At 67.1% G+C, this 16,885-nt stretch carries 12 protein-coding genes; 1 reads left to right on the forward strand and 11 read right to left on the reverse strand.

Features of this window, described 5'->3' with window-relative positions; genetic code table 11:
- Positions 1-20 precede the first annotated feature (20 nt).
- The 6 genes from M1D55_RS07400 to M1D55_RS07425 all read right to left on the reverse strand — a co-directional run bounded on the left by M1D55_RS07400 (position 21) and on the right by M1D55_RS07425 (position 9,266).
- Complete coding sequence (locus M1D55_RS07400) at positions 21-3,614, reverse strand: amino acid adenylation domain-containing protein (RefSeq protein ID WP_456280532.1); 3,594 nt, start codon at positions 3,612-3,614, stop codon at positions 21-23.
- 10 nt (positions 3,615-3,624) lie between these two features.
- Positions 3,625-4,551, reverse strand: a complete 927-nt coding sequence (locus M1D55_RS07405; protein ID WP_456280533.1) for a diiron oxygenase — start codon at positions 4,549-4,551, stop codon at positions 3,625-3,627.
- A 75-nt stretch (positions 4,552-4,626) separates the two neighbouring features.
- The gene (locus M1D55_RS07410; RefSeq protein WP_456280534.1) at positions 4,627-5,409 is read right to left on the reverse strand and encodes a DUF3050 domain-containing protein; all 783 of its coding nucleotides are present in this window, start codon (positions 5,407-5,409) and stop codon (positions 4,627-4,629) included.
- 191 nt (positions 5,410-5,600) lie between these two features.
- Positions 5,601-6,410, reverse strand: a complete 810-nt coding sequence (locus M1D55_RS07415; RefSeq protein ID WP_456280535.1) for a 4'-phosphopantetheinyl transferase family protein — start codon at positions 6,408-6,410, stop codon at positions 5,601-5,603.
- 76 nt (positions 6,411-6,486) lie between these two features.
- The gene (locus M1D55_RS07420) at positions 6,487-8,067 is read right to left on the reverse strand and encodes an acyl-CoA synthetase (RefSeq protein WP_456280536.1); all 1,581 of its coding nucleotides are present in this window, start codon (positions 8,065-8,067) and stop codon (positions 6,487-6,489) included.
- Positions 8,068-8,096: 29 nt separating this feature from the next.
- Positions 8,097-9,266: an acetyl-CoA acetyltransferase gene (locus M1D55_RS07425; RefSeq protein WP_456280537.1), complete on the reverse strand. Its 1,170-nt coding sequence runs from the start codon at positions 9,264-9,266 to the stop codon at positions 8,097-8,099.
- Between the two features lie 173 nt (positions 9,267-9,439).
- Between M1D55_RS07425 and M1D55_RS07430 the strand changes: the two genes are divergently transcribed.
- Positions 9,440-10,219 (forward strand): IclR family transcriptional regulator, encoded by a 780-nt coding sequence (locus M1D55_RS07430; protein WP_456280538.1) that lies wholly within the window; start codon positions 9,440-9,442, stop codon positions 10,217-10,219.
- A 191-nt stretch (positions 10,220-10,410) separates the two neighbouring features.
- Here M1D55_RS07430 and purT read toward each other — a convergent pair whose 3' ends face one another.
- From purT to M1D55_RS07455, 5 genes are all read right to left on the reverse strand, one after another.
- On the reverse strand, positions 10,411-11,616 hold the full coding sequence (gene purT / locus M1D55_RS07435; RefSeq protein WP_456280539.1) for a formate-dependent phosphoribosylglycinamide formyltransferase: 1,206 nt from the start codon (positions 11,614-11,616) through the stop codon (positions 10,411-10,413).
- A gap of 158 nt (positions 11,617-11,774) precedes the next feature.
- Complete coding sequence (locus M1D55_RS07440) at positions 11,775-13,805, reverse strand: gamma-glutamyltransferase family protein (protein ID WP_456280540.1); 2,031 nt, start codon at positions 13,803-13,805, stop codon at positions 11,775-11,777.
- Positions 13,806-14,001: 196 nt separating this feature from the next.
- Entirely contained in the window at positions 14,002-14,793 is a 792-nt protein-coding gene (locus M1D55_RS07445) for an SDR family NAD(P)-dependent oxidoreductase (protein WP_456280541.1), read from the reverse strand.
- A gap of 177 nt (positions 14,794-14,970) precedes the next feature.
- Positions 14,971-15,981: a hypothetical protein gene (locus M1D55_RS07450; RefSeq protein WP_232204578.1), complete on the reverse strand. Its 1,011-nt coding sequence runs from the start codon at positions 15,979-15,981 to the stop codon at positions 14,971-14,973.
- Positions 15,982-16,074: 93 nt separating this feature from the next.
- On the reverse strand, positions 16,075-16,797 hold the full coding sequence (locus M1D55_RS07455) for a GntR family transcriptional regulator (RefSeq protein ID WP_006576989.1): 723 nt from the start codon (positions 16,795-16,797) through the stop codon (positions 16,075-16,077).
- Between the last annotated feature and the right edge of the window lie 88 nt (positions 16,798-16,885).

Raw genomic sequence — 16,885 nt, forward strand, 5'->3', positions numbered from 1 at the left:
GCGCGGGCGCGCCGCGGCTCTCACGCCGACTGCGGCGCGGAGTTCAGAGCGTCGGCAGCATCGCGGGAACGCGCTGTCCGCGGTGCCGGGCGCGGCAGAAAGCCGCTCTCGACGAGATAGCGGAAATGGCTCTCCAGCAGCGACCGGTCCTTGGCGGGATAGGCCACGCCGAGCCGTGCCAGCGTCGCGGTGGTGCGCGCACAGGCGATCCGCGACATGTCGCCGATGTCCTCCTGGCTATCGTCCAGATAGAACGCCACCACGTCGAACAGCGCATTGCGCTCGTCGATCGACGGCAACCGCCGCCGCCAGGCCGCGGGGTCCTCCAGCGTCAAGTCGTAGCCAAGGCGGGCAAGCGCGCCGAGGTAGTCCTCCCAACTCAGCGGTTGCGGGTTCTGCAGATGAAACACCGCGGCGTCGCGCCGCGGATCCAGGGTGCAGCGGACCATCGCCCGGGCCAGCGCGTCCACCGGACTGAAATCGAAGGCGGTATCGCCGGCCGGCGCGTACCCAAGCTGCACCGAGCCCTTGACCAGCAGCAGGATGCGATTGCGGTCGGGCTGGCACAGTCCGGTGGCCGCCACCCCGGTGATATTGCCCGGCCGCAGGATGGTCACATCGAAGCCGCGCTGCAATGCCTCCCACACCAGATGTTCCGAGACCCACTTCGACACGTTGTAGCCGTTGTTGACGAAGGCGGGCGCATTCATCGCCGGGCCCTCCTCCAGCACCATGCCGCCGCCGTCCATTGCGCTCGCCGCTGACAGCGTGGAGACGAAGTGCAGCGACTTGTTGCGGTGGTCGCAGGCCAGCCGCAGCAGCTCCAGCGTGGAGCCGACGTTGGCCTCGTAGAGGAACGGGTAGTCGTAGACGTGGTTGACGTGCGCGCCGTTGTGATAGATGGCATCGATCTCGCGCGCCAGGTGGCGCCACGCGTCCGGCGACAGCCCCAGTCGGGGCCTGGCCAGATCGCCCAGCACTACCCGTACCCGGGGATGCCCGACCAGCGCGGTGAGGCCGTTGGCGTGCAGGGCCTGATCCAGCCGCGCGCGTCCGGCCGCCGCATCTTCGGCACGAATCAGGCAATACACGGTGGCGCGCGTTTGCGCGATCAGCTCGGCGGCAAGGAAACTGCCGAGGAAGCCGTTGGCCCCGGTCAGCAGCACCGCCTCCGGGTCGCCAGCGCGCTTGCGCACCCCTTCCACCGGCCAGACGTCGTCGGGCAGCCGCATGTCCTCGTACACACGTTCGGGGATCTGATCGCCCTTCTTCTGCTCGCGATCGGTGAGCAGCGTGGCCAGCGCGGCGATGGTCGGTCGCTCCATGAAGCGCGCCAGGGGGGCATTGCCGGCAAACTGCATCTTGACCGCCAGCATCAGCCGCGACACCAGCAGCGAATGGCCGCCGAGATGGAAGAACGAGTCGTCTCGGCTGATCTCGGCCTCATCCAGGTCCAGCAAGCCGGCCCACAAGGTGCGCAGCTGACGTTCGGCCTCGTTTGCCGGCTCGCCCTCGGTGGCAAGATGCGCCGCGCGCGGCGATGGCAGCCGTACCAACGCGGCCCGGTCGATCTTGCCGTTGTGCGTGGCCGGCAGCCGCTCCAGTACGACCACCTCCTGCGGCAACATGAAGTCCGGGAGCCGCTGCGCAAGCCGTTCGCGCAGCGCGTCTGGCGTGGCCGACTCAACCGGCCGCGTGACAAAAGCGCGAATGCGCTTCTTGTCGTCGACCACGCAGGCGCACTGCCCATAGAGCCCACTCTTCAGGATCGCGCCTTCGATCTCGCCAAGCTCGACGCGGAAGCCACGAATCTTGACCTGGGCGTCGCGCCGGCCGACGAAATGGAGCCCGCCGTGCTGATCCCACTGCACGATGTCGCCAGTGCGGTAGATGCGCTCCTCCTTCGCCTCTGGCCACTGGCCGCCGTCCGGCGCAAACGGATTGGCCACGAAACTGCGCGCGGTCAGCTCGGGCTGATGCAGATAGCCGTCCGCCACGCCCGCGCCGGCAATGCACAGTTCGCCGGCCTCGCCAGTGCGCACCGGCTTGCCTTGCTCGTCCAGCACATAGCAACGCACGTTCGCCATGGGCTTGCCGATCAGCCGATTGCTGTCGCCCGGGCCCAGCCTTGCGATCGTGGCGAGCACCGTGCATTCGGCCGGTCCGAAGATATTGTGAAACGCGCGCCCGCGGCTCCAGCGCTCGATCGTTTCCGGGAAGCACACGTCGCCCCCGGTCAGCAGATGGCGCAGATGCGGCCATTCTGCATCGGGCATCGCGGCCAGCAGCGCCGGCGGCAGGAAGGCATGCGTCAGCGCGTTGCCCCCGATCAGCGCGCTCAACTCGTCCAGCGCATGCCGCTGCTCCTCCGTGGGAATACAGAGCATCGCCCCTGCAAGGAACGTCGGGAAGATGTCCAGGAGCGAAACGTCGAACGCCACGGTGCAAAACTGAAGCACGCGTGAGGCCGGCGTCAGTTCGATGTAATCGCGGTACCAATGGCAGAAGTGCACGATACTGCGATGGCTCAACATCACTCCTTTCGGGACGCCGGTGGATCCCGAGGTGAAGATCGTGACTGCGCAACGCGTGGATCGCCGCGCGTCCTGTTCCAGGGGCCAGGCATCCGAGACGATGTCGATTCCGCTGGCGTCCAGCTCCGAATAGCGCAGTACACGGACAGGCAGATCGCCCAGCGCCCCCGTGTCGTAATGCTCGTCAGTGATCAGACCGACCGCGCACGACTGCTCCAGGATGGTTCGCACGCGCTCCGGCGGGAACGCCGGATCGAGCGGCAGGTAGGCGGCCCCGGCACCGATGGCCCCGAGCATGGCCGCGTACAGCAAGCGCGACTTGCGCAGCCGCACCGCGATGACCGGCGCCGTGGCCGCCTGCTGATGAGCCCCGGATTGCATGGTGGCAAGCTGGCGTGCCAGCTTGATCGCTGCGCCGACGAAGGTGCGGTAGTCCACGTCGCCGACCTCGTCCCGCAGCGCGGTGGCGTACGGCATCAGTCGAGCCGTGCGCGCCACCATTTCAGGCAGCGAGGCGTCCAGCGCGAAGACGCGCGAAGTTTCGTTCGATGCGTGCCAGCCAGCCAAACGCCGCAAATCGAGCAATGCCTCGGTGTCGGGCCGCGCGACCCTGGGCAGCGCGTGGATCTGCACCGCATCGCGGCCAAGACCGCTAACGAATTCGAGCAGGAGATCCTCCGCCGCTGTCTCGATATCCAGCGCGATGTCGGCCCCGCACAACGGCGCCGACACCGCGCACTCGCGCGAGGCGGCCAGCCTGTCCGCAATATCGTCCCGCACGCACCATTGCACGGCCACGGCTTGCGGCGGGAAATCGGCCGCGTGCGCGACGAACGCCAGCACATGATCTGCTGCGGCCAGAGGCGCATCGGGCAGGTAATGCGACTGCACCAGCCACTCAACGCGCTGCGCCGGTGGCCACGGCCCGTCCACCGGAATGCCCAGCGCCTCCGCCGCGTCGCGCAGCGGCCCCGCTTCGTGCGCGGCGACGTGTACGGTGTGGCCCATCTCGTGCAGCACCGTAGCGATCCGCGCGCCAAGCGCATCGTTGCCTGTCACGGCAAAAACAAGCGTTCTCATGACGCCCTCCTCACAGGTAGTCAGCCAGCGCCAGGCGCGTGGGCTCGTGATCGAGCAGGCCGGACATCTTCAGGAAGCGGCGGATGTTGACGATCATCGGGTGCTTGTTGGTGATCGGATACGCGCCCACCATGTCGTTGGATATCTGCGCCCGCACCGCCGACGGCAGCTCCAGCGCACCGACCAGTCGGCGATCGAATTCCAGCTGCAGCTCGGCTGTCAGGTATTCCTGCAGGAAGAACGGCAGGCAGCGGCCCAGTGCGACACGGGTATCCTCATCCACGTTGGCCCAGTAAAGCTTCACCAGATTGATCCAGAACACCGAATGCCGCCCTTCGTCAGCCAGATGGTCGGCCATCACGCCCTTGACCGAGCGCTTGAGCGTGGCGTCACGCGAGAATGCCGCCACTTCGGCCGTCACCGTGTTCTCGGAAATCGCCACCGCGATCAGCTCCATGCCCGGCGCGTGCTCCTGCGCGACCTGCGCCATCGCCAGCGGTATCGCGCGCGACAACTCGATCTCCTTGTTCTGCCGGATCGGCGCGATGCCGGTGCTGCGCTCCACCTGATCGAGGTAGTCCATCGCCACGTAGGCGTGGTAATGCTCGTCGATGACCACCGACATCGCATCGCTCTTGCATGGGAACGGGAACTCGAACGGGAAGCGATTCTTGGCGATCGCCAGCGCGGTGCGGTTGACGATTTCGGTCTCGAAGATGATGACGTCGTTGATGTACTTGTAGAAGCTCTGGAGCAGGATGAAGTCCTGCACGTTAGGACCGGCTTCCACGATCGCGGGATGCGCGTACAGTGGTTGCCGTTCCACCGGGTAATAGCGCAGGTCGTCATCCTCGACGACACGGCGCGGGCGCGAGCGGATGGTCGCGCGCTGCTCCCATTGGTCAGCGTGGCTGACATAACTATCGAGTGCCAACATAGGTCTTGCCTCGGCGATTTGCATGACGAAAGCCGGGGCGCCGCCGCGCGGCGCCCGGCGCGTGCGGATGGCGGGTCAGGCAGCCACTTCTTCCTTCTGCAGGACCAGATGCGCATGCAGCCCATCCCACAGCCGCAAGCGCTCGTCGATGGCACGCAGGCCGGCCTCCAGCGCCTCGGTGATCTTGCGTGGGTCGTTCGCCGCCGACTCGACGATCATCGCGCGCGCGGCCGGGCCATGCTCTCCGGAGTCGACCTCGATATGCCGGTCCAGATAGTAGGTCAATAGCGGCACGCTTTTCGGATCGATCTTCCAGCCGTCCAGCAGCGTGCGGAACATGTCGGGAATCACGTTCTCGCGGCCATAGAAGAAGTTGCCCAGCACCTGATGCGTGGCCCCCTGGTAGCAGGTGGCGAAGGTCGAGTTGACGAAGCGTGCCACCGGTGCGGGGGCCCCTACCGTGCTGAGCGACTCCTGTACGGTATGGCCCCTCCGCAGCAGATCGATCATGCGCTCGATGCGCTCGGTCGATGCGCCGACATCGCGCATCGCATGCAGATACAGATCGAAATGGCTCATATGGCCGTTCGGCGTTTCATCGCATTCCTCGCCGAGCACGATCTCGTTGATCAGCCGCGCTGCATTGGCGTTGCGCGGTGCCACCCACGGCAGCGTGATGGTGGTGAGATCGGCTTGCAGGCGCTTCACCAGGGACATGAAGTCCCATACCGCGAACACGTGCCATTCCATGAAGGTACGCAGTCCGTCCATCGATTCGATCGAATGAAACACCGGGTGATTTGCCAGCATGGCGTGGTGCTCTTCGATCTGCTTCTCCAGGAGAGCGATGTTGTCCATGAGGGAGTCCTTTGCTTGGTATCGGTTTGGGAACGAGTGAGCCGCGATAGCGAGAGGGTTTCGCCATCGACGGATCACACCGCAAACTCGATGCCAAGGACCCGGCGACGAAGGATTCGAGGCTGGCGGACGCAAATGTGCCGACATTCGATACATGTGTGCGCGCAGCTGTGTCCGCGGCGAACAACTGTCTAACGGCGCCCCCGTATCGACGCGCGCGCCATGCCGTTGTCGCTGGCCGTCGCGGCGACGTTCGTGCCGCGATCGACGGCCCATGACACGCAAGCGGCATAGCCCGCGATGCCCGGCAGGCTGTGTGCGCGATAGCCATGCAGGGGCATGGGCGCGCTCCCTTCGTTGGTGGGGATCCACAGTGGCGGTGCGCCATGCAGGCGGCAACCAGAGGCGCCTTCCTTGCGTCCCGGTGCGATGGAGAAATGCGCAAGGCCGGCCGATATGCCGGAACCATGGGCCTTGAGCAAGGCTTCCTTGGCGGCCCACACGTCGTAGAAGCGTGCGGCCCGGCGGCCCGGCGGCTGACGCGCGAGCCACGCGCGGTCGCCCTCGCCGCATGCGCTGTCGAGCAAGGCCTGCCAGCGCCAGGCGAACTCGCGTCGCTCGATATCGACGCCCACACGCCGCTCGGCGGACCACGCGATCAGGCCGAAGCCTCCGCTATGGGAAACGTTGAAGTCCAGCCGGCCGGCATGCTCGCCAGCCAGCATCGGACGGCCGCCGGCATCCACGCAGAATTGCAGCGTGCCGGGCGGTACGTCGAGCGCGCTGGCGAGACACAGCCGCAGCCGCGCGCGGGTGGCGATATAGCGCAGCGCATCGATATCACGGCGAAAGCAGGCGGCGCGGTCGCGTTCGTCGGCGCTCAGCAGCCGCAAGCCCGCCGCCTCGGCGGACGTGCCGGAGGGTATGGCGACCAGGCACAGGCGGACGTCGCCGGGCCGCGGATACGCGCCGCGGGCGCTGGCGCTCCCATCGGCTTGCACGTGCCACCACGCCGCTCCCAGCCCGCTCGGTGCCGCGCAATGCCGGACGGCCCGGCCGCAACCGTGCACGGCCGCACTAAACCGTCTGCGTGGCGCAGTACCGCTCCCACTCTGCGTTCAGGCGCGCGCGCACGTCCTTCTTGGTGATCTTGCCGTAGGCGGACTTCGGCAAGGCGTCCCAGAACACGAACAGCCGCGGGCATTTGTAGCGCGCCAGCCGCCCCTCGAGATGCTCGGCCAGCGCCTCGGCGCTCGCGCTTTCACCTGGCTTGAGCACCACCACGGCCACACCGAGTTCCCCCCATTTGGGATCGGGCATGCCGAGCACCGCCACCTCATGCACGCAATCGTGCGTCAGCAGCGCTTCCTCGACCTCGCGCGGATAGACATTGGAGCCGCCGGAGATATACATGTCCGACGCGCGGCCGGTGATGTAGACGAAGCCTTCGCGGTCGACATGTCCGAGATCCCCCGTATGGAACCAGCCGCCCTGGAAAGCCTTGGCATTGGCGTCCGGGTTGCCGTCGTAGCCGAGCATGACGGCCGGGCCGCGCACGCAGATTTCGCCGGTCTCGAAAGGTGCCAGCCGCCTGCCTTCGCCGTCCAGAATGGCCACTTCCATGCCGGTACGCGGATAGCCGCAGCTGCCCACGCGGCAGGCGTCGTCGTCCTCGTGATGCAGTTCGCGCGGCAGTACCGTGATATTGCCGGTGACTTCGCCCAGCCCGTAATACTGCACCAGCACGCGGCCCAGCTTGCGCAACGCGTGCTTCTGATCAGCGCGATACATCGGCGCACCAGCGTAGATGACGTATTTCAGCGAACTGTGGTCATGGCGGTCCACCGCCTCATGCTCTGTCAGCATCTTGACGATGGTGGGCACGGTAAACATGTTGTCGACGCGATATCGCTCCACCAGGGCCCACACCTCTTCCGGATCGAGCTTTTCGGAGGCCGGCAGCACGCTCGCCGCGCCGCGCGCGGTGTTGACCAGCGCATGGATGCCGGCGCCGTGCGACAGGGGCGCCACCACCAGGGAGCGCGAGGCCGCGGTCAGCTCGGGCATCAGATCGGCCAGATGATTGGTGATGACGAAGGCCATCTGTCCGTGGGTCAGCGTGCCGGCCTTGGGATGCCCAGTGGTGCCGGACGTATAGAAGAACCACAGCGGATCGTCGCGATCCACCTCCTCGGCCTGGAATTCGGCGCGGCTCGAAGCCATCGCTTCGTACGACAACTCGCCCTCGCGAGGCGCGCCCAGCGCCACCACGATCTCGAGGGCCGGACTGGCCTTCTTGACGGCGTCGACATAGTGCTCGAAGCCGCCGTCGTACAGCATCACGCGCGCGCCGCTCGCCCGACCGAGATAGGCGGCCTCAGGCGGAGCGATACGGCAATTCGTCGGCACCCACACCGCGCCGAGCTTGAACGCGACGTAGGCGCTCTCGAACAAGGGCAGGTTGTTGCGCGAATGGACCAGGATGCGATCGCCCTTGCGCACGCCCTTCGCACGCAAGGCGGCGCAGACCGCGTCCACACGGCAATTGATCTCGGCCCAGCGGTAAGTCGCGGTGGGCGTGATGAAGCCGGGAGCGTCTGGCAGCCGGCGTGCGACCTGCGTCAGCAGGTCGCCCAGGTTCATGACACGGGTCAACATGGCGCTTGCCTCGATAGCGGAACATGCGCTTATGCGCGGCGCTCCAGGATGCTGAGATAGTTGGTGACGGCCGCGCCACCCATATTGAATACGCCGGCCAGCGATGCGTTCGGTATCTGCATGCCGCCCGCCTCGCCCGCGAGCTGCATTGCCGCCATGACATGCATCGACACACCGGTAGCGCCGATCGGATGGCCTTTGGCCTTGAGCCCGCCGGAGGGATTGACGGGTAACCGTCCGTCCTTCAGCGTGACGCCGTCGAGCACGACGGTGGCGCCCTGCCCGGGGCCGGCCAGCCCCATCGCCTCGTATTCGAGCAGCTCGGCAATGGTGAAGCAATCATGCGTCTCCACCAGCGACAAGTCGTACAGGCCCACGCCGGCCTCCGCCAGTCCGCGGCGCCATGCTTCCCGTGCACCGGCGAATTCGGTGCGGTCCCGACGCGACAGCGGCAGGAAATCACTGACTTGCACCGCCGCCTTGAAGGCGATTGCGCGGGGCAAGGAACGAGCAGCATCGTCCGCCGCGATCACCAGCGCGGCGGCACCGTCGGAGATCAGCGAGCAGTCGGTGCGTTTCAACGGCCCGGCGACATAGGGATTCTTCTCCGACGGCGTCCTGCAGAACTCGTAGCCGAAGTCGCGCCGCATATGCGCAAACGGATTGTCCACACCGTTCCGATGGTTCTTGGCCGCGATCGCCGCCAGCGCATCGGAGTGGTCGCCATAGCGATCGAAATAGGCTTGCGCGATACCGCCGAAGATGCCGGCGAAGCCGCCGGCCACGCCCGCCTCCTCCTTGGCATACGAGCACTTTTGCAGCACGGCGCCAACTTCCGCGGTGGGCAGGCTGTTCATCTTTTCGAACCCGATCACCAACGCGTAGCGTGAGCGGCCGGATCGGACCGCGTCCAGCGCCGAGTACACCGCGGCCGAACCGGTGGCGCAGGCGTTCTCGCAGCGGACGGTGGCGGCGAAGCGCAGCGCGGGAACGGCGTTGAATACCAGCGCCGATGGGAAGTCCTGATAGACGAAGCCGCCGTTGAAGGTGCCGACATGCACCGAATCGATGTCCTCGGCCGGGACGCCAGCATGCCGCAGCGCGCCTTGCGCGCTCTCGGCAATCATCGCTTCTGGATCGGCATCGTCGAACTTGCCGAACGGCAGGTGGTACCAGCCAATGATGGAAGGAAACGGCATCGGGTTACCTCTCGCGGGGGTCTGGAATCGTACATAGGTCCACTATATGGACCTCGATTGGCAATTGGCGTAATATCCGGGACAGATCCTACACGCCAAGCTACGGAGGGGACCACCGTTTCCCACCAATATAGTGGTTAACCATGGTCCACAATACGGACCCATATTCCGCCATGACAGAGACCATACCCGGCACGCAGGCCGTCGGCCGTGCCCTCCAATTGCTGCGCGCGGTCGCCCAGAGCCGCCAGCGTGGTACCACGCTGGCGCAACTCGTGCGCGACACCGGGCTCAACAAGCCAACCGCGCACCGCCTGCTGCAAGCCCTTGCCGCGGAAGGCCTGATCGAGCAGGACGACCAAAGCGCGCGCTATTTCGTCGGCCCGCAGTGTTACGTGCTCGGCAACATCGCCAGCGAACGTTTTGGACTTGGCCGCGAGGCGGCCGACTCGGCGGCACGGTTGGCACGGATCAGCGGCGATTCGGCCTTCTTCTCGATCCGCAGCGATATCTATGCGCTTTGCGTGCTGCGCGAAGACGGCGACTACCCGTTGAAGACGCACGTTCTGCAACCCGGGGCCCGGCATCCGCTCGGGGTTGGCGCAGGCAGCCTGGCCATGCTGGCGGCACTCGATGATGCCGAGGTGGATCGTTGCCTTGTGGAGATCGCCCCGCTGCTGCGCGAACGCTATCCGTCCATCACGGAAACGACACTGCGCCGCGAAATCTATGCTGCGCGTCAACGCGGCTATGCGGTCAACGAGGGGATGGTGCTGAAAGGCTCGTGGGGCATCGGCGTGGCTGTCCGAGGGCCAGCCGGCGATGTCGTGGGCGCCCTGTCGATCGCCGCTATCCAGGATCGACTACCACCCGCGCGTCAACGCGAGCTCGGCGGGCGCCTGTGCCAGGAGAGAAACCGGTTGGCCCGACATCTGGCGACGGCGGCTGGTTAGCGCGGCGCGTTGGCGGCATTACCTGCCGCGGTTGCCCCACATCAGGGGTCGCCTGTTCGTTCGCAAACAAAAAGGGCCGCGGCATGAGCGCGGCCCGGGCGGGGCATGGGTTGGTCGGCAGGTACGGCAGGTGCGTGCGGCCGATCCGTGGGGCCGATCCGTACGGCCGCTGCGCCGGTTGGTGACGTCGATCAGTCCGGCAGCCGCGGCACCACCTTGCTTGCCGCGTCTCGCGCGTTGGCTCGCGCAGTCTCGACGTCGCCATCGTAGGCGAGCGCCACGCCCATGCGGCGCCTGGCGAAGCTCTCCGGCTTGCCGAACAGCCGCAGATCGGTGCGCGGCACGCGCAGCGCCTCGTCGACGCCGTCGAACACCACGCCCTGCCCTTCCACGCCGCCGTAGATCACCGCGCTCGCGCCCGGGCTCTTCAGCGCGGTATCGACCGGCAGGCCCAGAATCGCGCGCGCATGCAGTTCGAACTCGCTCTGCCACTGCGTGATCATCGTCACCATGCCGGTGTCGTGCGGGCGCGGGCTGACCTCGCTGAACCAGACCTGCTCGCCCTTGACGAACAGCTCGACGCCGAACAGTCCTTGCCCGCCGAGATCGCCGGTCACCGCGCGGGCGATCTCGCGCGCCTTCTGCAGCGCGGCGGGATGCATCGGATGCGGCTGCCAGCTCTCGACGTAATCGCCGGCCTGCTGCAGATGGCCGATCGGCTCGCAGAAATGCGTCTCGATGTTGCCGTCGGCGCCGCGGGCACGCACGGTCAGCAGCGTGATCTCGTAGTCGAAATCGATGAAGCCTTCGACGATCACGCGGCCGTGGCTGACGCGCCCGCCGGCCATCGCGTATTCCCACGCGCGCTCGACGTCCTGCGGGCCGTCGAGCTTGCTCTGGCCCTTGCCCGAGCTGCTCATCACCGGCTTGACCACGCACGGATAGCCGATGCCGCCGTCGATGGCCTCGCGCAGTTCCTGCAGCGAATCGCAGAAGCGATACGGGCTGGTCGGCAGGCCCAGCGTTTCGGCCGCGAGCCGGCGAATGCCCTCGCGGTCCATGGTCAACCGCGCGGCGCGGGCGGTCGGAATCACGCGCACCGTGCCGGCCGCTTCCAGCGCCTCGAGCATCGGCGTGGCGATCGCCTCGATCTCGGGCACCACCAGGTCGGGCCGCTCGGCCTCGATCAGCCCCTTCAGCCGTTCGGGGTCGCTCATGGCGAAGGTGCGCGCGTGATGCGCGACCTGCTGGCCCGGCGCGTTCTCGTAGCGGTCGACCGCGATGGTTTCGACACCGAGCCTCTGCAGGGCGATCAGCACTTCCTTGCCGAGCTCTCCGGAGCCGAGCAGCATCACTTTGGTGGCACGGGGGGACAGCGGCGTTCCTAGCGTGGTCATGGGAGCGAGAGAGTCAAGAGTCAGCGCGCAAGCGGAAGGCGGGTATTGTACCGGGGCGCTGCCGGCGCCGGCCCGAACCGGCGCTGCAAGCGAAGCGGGCCGGGCCTGCTCGCACAGGACCCGGCCCGCCCCTTCACTGCCGCGCTAACGCGCCGCTGTCACGGCCGGAACGTATCGCCCAGCACCACGCCCTCGCGCCGCGGATCGGCACCGCCGACCAGCGCCGGCGCCCCACCGATCGTTTCACGCACGATCGCGGACAGGCCGCTGGACTGGTTGCCCACGCTGACGTTGTGGCCCAGGTTGCGCAGACCCTTGACCAGCGGGTCGTTGTCGCCCGGCAGTCCGCCTTGCGGCGTGCTGGTATCGACGTTCGGATGCTCGCCGCCGACTATCATCGTCGCGTTGTTCGAACCGAAGTCGATCATCGACACCGCCTGCTGCGCGTCCATCTTCCAGTCGAGCACGCCGACCAGCGTCTTGGCGACGTACTGGATGATGGTGGCACCGCCCGGCGAACCGGTGGTCATCTTGAAGTCGCCGCGGCTGCCGTCGCCCTTGCGCTCGAACACCAGCGTCGGCGACATCGAGCTGCGCGGCCGCTTCAGCGGCTGCACGCGGTTGGCGATCTGCGCACCGTTCGCATCGACCGGCTCCGCGCTGAAATCGGTCAGCTCGTTGTTCAGCAGGAAGCCGCCGGTCATGTGGTACGAGCCCAGTCCCGATTCGATCGTCGTCGTCATCGCCACCACGTTGCCGTACTTGTCGACCAGAGACAGATGCGTGGTGCCGCGCTCGGCGATGATCGGCGCCCCCATCGGCGCCCCGCCGAAGTTGCCGGCGGGCACGGGCCGCGGCATCGCCGCGGTCAGGCTGATCATGCCGGCGCGCTGGGCCAGATAGCTCTTGTTGAGCATCGTGTCCGGGCTGCCGCCGGGCAGCGGCACGAAGTCGGTGTCGGCCACGTACTGGTTCCGATCGGCATAGGCCAGGTTGCCGGCCTCGCCGACCAGATGCACGCCGGTGACGCTGGGCTTGCCGCCGTTCTGGTCCATGCTGGTCGGCGCATGGCTGGCCATGTCGAAGTTCTCCAGGATGCCGAGGATCTGGCCGACCGCGATGCCGCCCGACGACGGGGGCGGCATGCCGCAGATCTCGTATTGCCGGTAGGTGGTGCAGACCGGCTCGCGCTTCTTCGCCTGGTAGTTGGCAAGGTCGTCGAGCGTGGTCACGCCCGGCGTGGTGCCGCCGTCGTACGTCGTGCGGATCTTGTCGACGATCGCGCGCGCGATCGGCCCGTCCTTGTAGAACGCATCGGCCCCGCCCTCGGCCACCGCGGTGAAGGTCTGCGCCAGCGCCGGATTCTTCAGGATCGTATTGACCGCGCGCGGCGTGCCGTCCGGGTTCAGGAAGTAGGCAGCCATCTCCGGATCGCGCTTGATGTTCTGCACGGTGGTCGCGCTGGAGATCGACGCGGCCATGCGCGGTGGAATCGCAAAGCCGTCGGTGGCCAGCTTGATTGCCGGCGAGAACAGCTCCTTCCACGTCTTCTTGCCGTAGTCGCGATGGGCGAGTTCGAGCACGCGCAAGGTGCCCGGCGTGCCGATCGAGCGGCCGCTGCGCACGGCATTGGGCAGCGGCGGGGTCTGGTCGGTCGAGGACTTCCAGCGCAGATAGTTCTCGTCGGCGCCGGCCGGCGCGGTCTCGCGGCCGTCGTAGGCAATGACCTTCTTGGTCTGCGCGTCGTAATGCATGATGAAGGCGCCGCCGCCGATGCCGGACGATTGCGGTTCGACCAGGTTCAGCACCATCTGCGCGGCCACTGCCGCATCGACGGCAGTGCCGCCGTCCTTCAGGATGTCGCAGGCGACCTTGGTCGACACGGGATTGTTGGTCACTGCCATATAGGTCCTGGCATAGACGGTGCGCTTCGGCGCGTAGCCCGTCGCGACCTCGGGCGCGCCCGGTTCGCCGGGCAGCACGATCACTTCGCCGCCGGTGGTGCCGTTCAGCTCGCAGCCGGCCACCGGCTGCGGAGGCGGCGGCTTGTGGCCATGGTGGTCGTCGTCATCGTCGCCGCCGCACGCGGAAAGCAGCAGCGCGGCGGTGGCCATCATCAGCCAGCCGCGGGGGCGTTTGCGCGGCGGGGATGCGGGAATGGCGGGATCGAAGGTCGTGCGCTGTCGCATGGCTGTCTCCTTGTTGTGGGGCACCAGTTGGATGGGCTGGCTCGGTGCCCGGGATGCGAACGCGTCCGCCGGCGCGCATCTGGCGCCGGATCGGCGGCGGTGGGGAACGACAACTACGACGCTAGTACGCGCAGGGCCGCTATGCAATGGTCCTTATCGACGATTTGGCTCGCGGCAAGCTTGCGCTCCGGCGAATTCAGCGCTCGAAGCCACCGCCTGGCTCGGCCATGCGGCGGTGCTGCTCGGCCAGCAGATCGGCCGGTGTCACGTTCGAAATCGCGGCGCGCAGCTTGTTCTGCCAGCCGGTCACGACATCGCCCTCGCCGCGCAGCATCGCCTCGAATCCCTCGCGGGCGACCTCCGCGGGATCGTCCTTTTTTTGCTGGCCCAGGCGCGTGTCGACCATGTCGGCGCGCTCGAAGAAATCGGTCTCGGTCGCGCCCGGCATCAGGCAGGTCACGGTGACCCCGCAATCGCGCAGTTCGTGCCGCAGCGCAAACGAGAACGAATCGAGGAAGGCCTTGGTGGCGTTGTAGACGGCCTGATAGGTGCCCGGCATGAAGCCGGCGATCGAGCCGGTGATCAGGATCCGGCCGGTGCGGCGATCGCGCATGTCGCGGCCGATGCGGTGCAGCAAGTCCAGCGTGCCGGTGACATTGGTCTCCACCACGCGCTGGATATCGCGAAAGTCCTGGTCCAGGAAGGCGCGGCCCAGTCCCCGGCCCGCGTTGGCGCACAGCACGTCGACCGGACGTCCGCGCGTGGCCCCATACAACGCCTCGACGCCGGCCGGATCGGCCAGGTCCACGCACAGCGCATCGACGGCCATGCCGGTATCGCGCAGCGCCACCGCGGCGGTATCGATCGCGGGCTCATCCGCGGCAATCAGCAAATCGTAACCTTGCGTCGCACAACAGCGCGCAAGCTCGAAGCCGATGCCCGACGAGGCACCAGTGACGACGGCAAAGGGACGGACGGCTTGGTTCACGGCGGTCTCCTGATGGCGGCTCGGCGGATGCCGCCGGGCGCAAACGCTGCGCCGGGGCGGCATGACCAACCGGGTCATCAAGCAAACTTCGTTCCGCCGGCGGCGGTGCCATGGCACGCCGGCCGCCACGTCGCTCCGGTGGCCGGAATTACAAAGGCGGCAGACCGTGCAGGCAGGTCAGCGGAAATCGCTGAAGCGAATGTCCGGGGCGCTGGTGTTGTGCCGCGACGGCACGGTACGGCCGAAACGGACATCGCTGGCCTGCCAGTCCGACACCTCGGCGACTGTGGCATCGCGGCGCTGGCCGGCCGGGTCCTGCCAGGCCACGCGGCTCATGTCGGCATTGTCCTCGGTAACGTACATCGAGCGCAGCATCGCGAACGGTGCCTGGGCGCGATACGGCGGACTGAAGGCGACGTCGAGCGCGGTGCGCGTGCGGCTGATCTCGCGGATCGCCACCTGTGCCTCGCCGCCGGCCGTAAAGCGCAGGCCGATCGTGCGCTGGCGCGGATCGATATCGATGTGGGCGATATCGACGATCGGCCGCAGATCCTGCTGCACTGGCCCCATCAGGAACGACGATCCGTAGGCGTTGTCGGGCAGGTGAGCGGCCGGCAGCGGCTTGGCGCGCCAGTAGCCGTCCGACGGATAGAGCACCAGCACTTCGGTCTCGACGACCTTGCCCTTGGCGCCCTTGCGCTTGTCGAAGAACTGAATCAGATGGAAACCGCCGTCCTTGCGCCCGCCCACGGTGACCGGCACGCGCTGCGGCCGCCAGAAGCTGTCGAACGTGATGCCCACGATCGCGAGATCCTTGCCGTCATAGAGACGGACCTTGCGCGGCTTGAACGCGTGGCGCGGATCGGTCGGATGTGGGGTATCGCCGAAATTGCAGCCCGAGAAGTCGGGCGCCGAGCTGTCCTTGCGGATCTTGCCGATATAGGCGGGATGCAGCGCCTCGACGCGGAAGCGCTGGATCGACGGGGCCGACAGCGCGAAGGAGACGTTGTCCTCCTCGGCGCAGGTGGTCGGCGTGGTCAGATTGCGGACCTCGACCGCGGCCGGGACGGGGTCGGTCGACGCGGGCGGCGTGGGGGCTTGCGCGAAGGCTGGGGCAGTCAGCAGGCTGAACAGCAGGGCCGGGAGCAGACGAAACGGGCGGATCTGGCGAGTCTGACGACGTGGCATGCGTTGGTGGGTTCCTTGGTTGCAAACCCGCGCCGTGCCGGCCGAATGCCTGAATGGTCTTGCATGGCCTGGGCCGGCCGCGCTTCGCAACCCCTAGCGGCGGTCGCCCAGCACGGTCGCGCGGGTGAAGTCTTCGATATTGTCCAGCAGCGCGTCGAGCGCCTCGCCCGCGCCGTCGACATCGCCTTCCGCGATGGCGGCGGCGACACGGGCGTGCAGACGCGCCATCTCGGGAAGATCCGCGGCCTGCTTGTAGTGAAAATACCAGAAGCGGCGCGACAGCCCATGCATCAGCCGCATCGCGCCCTCGGCGAATTCATTGCGCGCGGCCTGCAGACAGAGCTCGTTGAAACCCGCATCGGCACGCACGAACGCGACTTCGTCCCCTTTCTTGACGGCGCGCTCGAACTCGGCGGCAAGGCGCCGGAAGGCCTGGCGCTCCTCGACCGTGGCACGGCGAGCCGCGCTGCGGCAGATCAACCGCTCAACCTCGCGCCGCGTCTCCAGCAGCCGCAATTGCTTGGCCACGTCGATCGGCGGAATCAGCAGGCCGCGCTGCGGCAGCACCACGATCAGATGCTCGCGCGCCAGCCGCTGAATCGCCTCGCGGATCGGCGTGCGGCCGATACCGGTCATCTCGCTCAACTGGAATTCGGAGACCGACGATCCAGGCGCAAGCTGCAGCGTGACGATCGCTTCCTCGATCCACCGATAGGCCTGGTCCGTCAGCCGCCCCCGCGGCCCGGCCCCGTTCTCGCTGCCGTCATCCTCGACATGGGCCGCCGCCCGCCTGACTGTCGCCGCTTTCTTGACCATTGACGTCGTTTGCATGTTTGACGAATGCAAATTGTATATGAGTCATTTTGCGTGCGAGCGGGAAACCCGGCAGCGATATCGCCGCGAC

The sequence above is a fragment of the Cupriavidus sp. JZ107 genome, assembly GCF_053903255.1.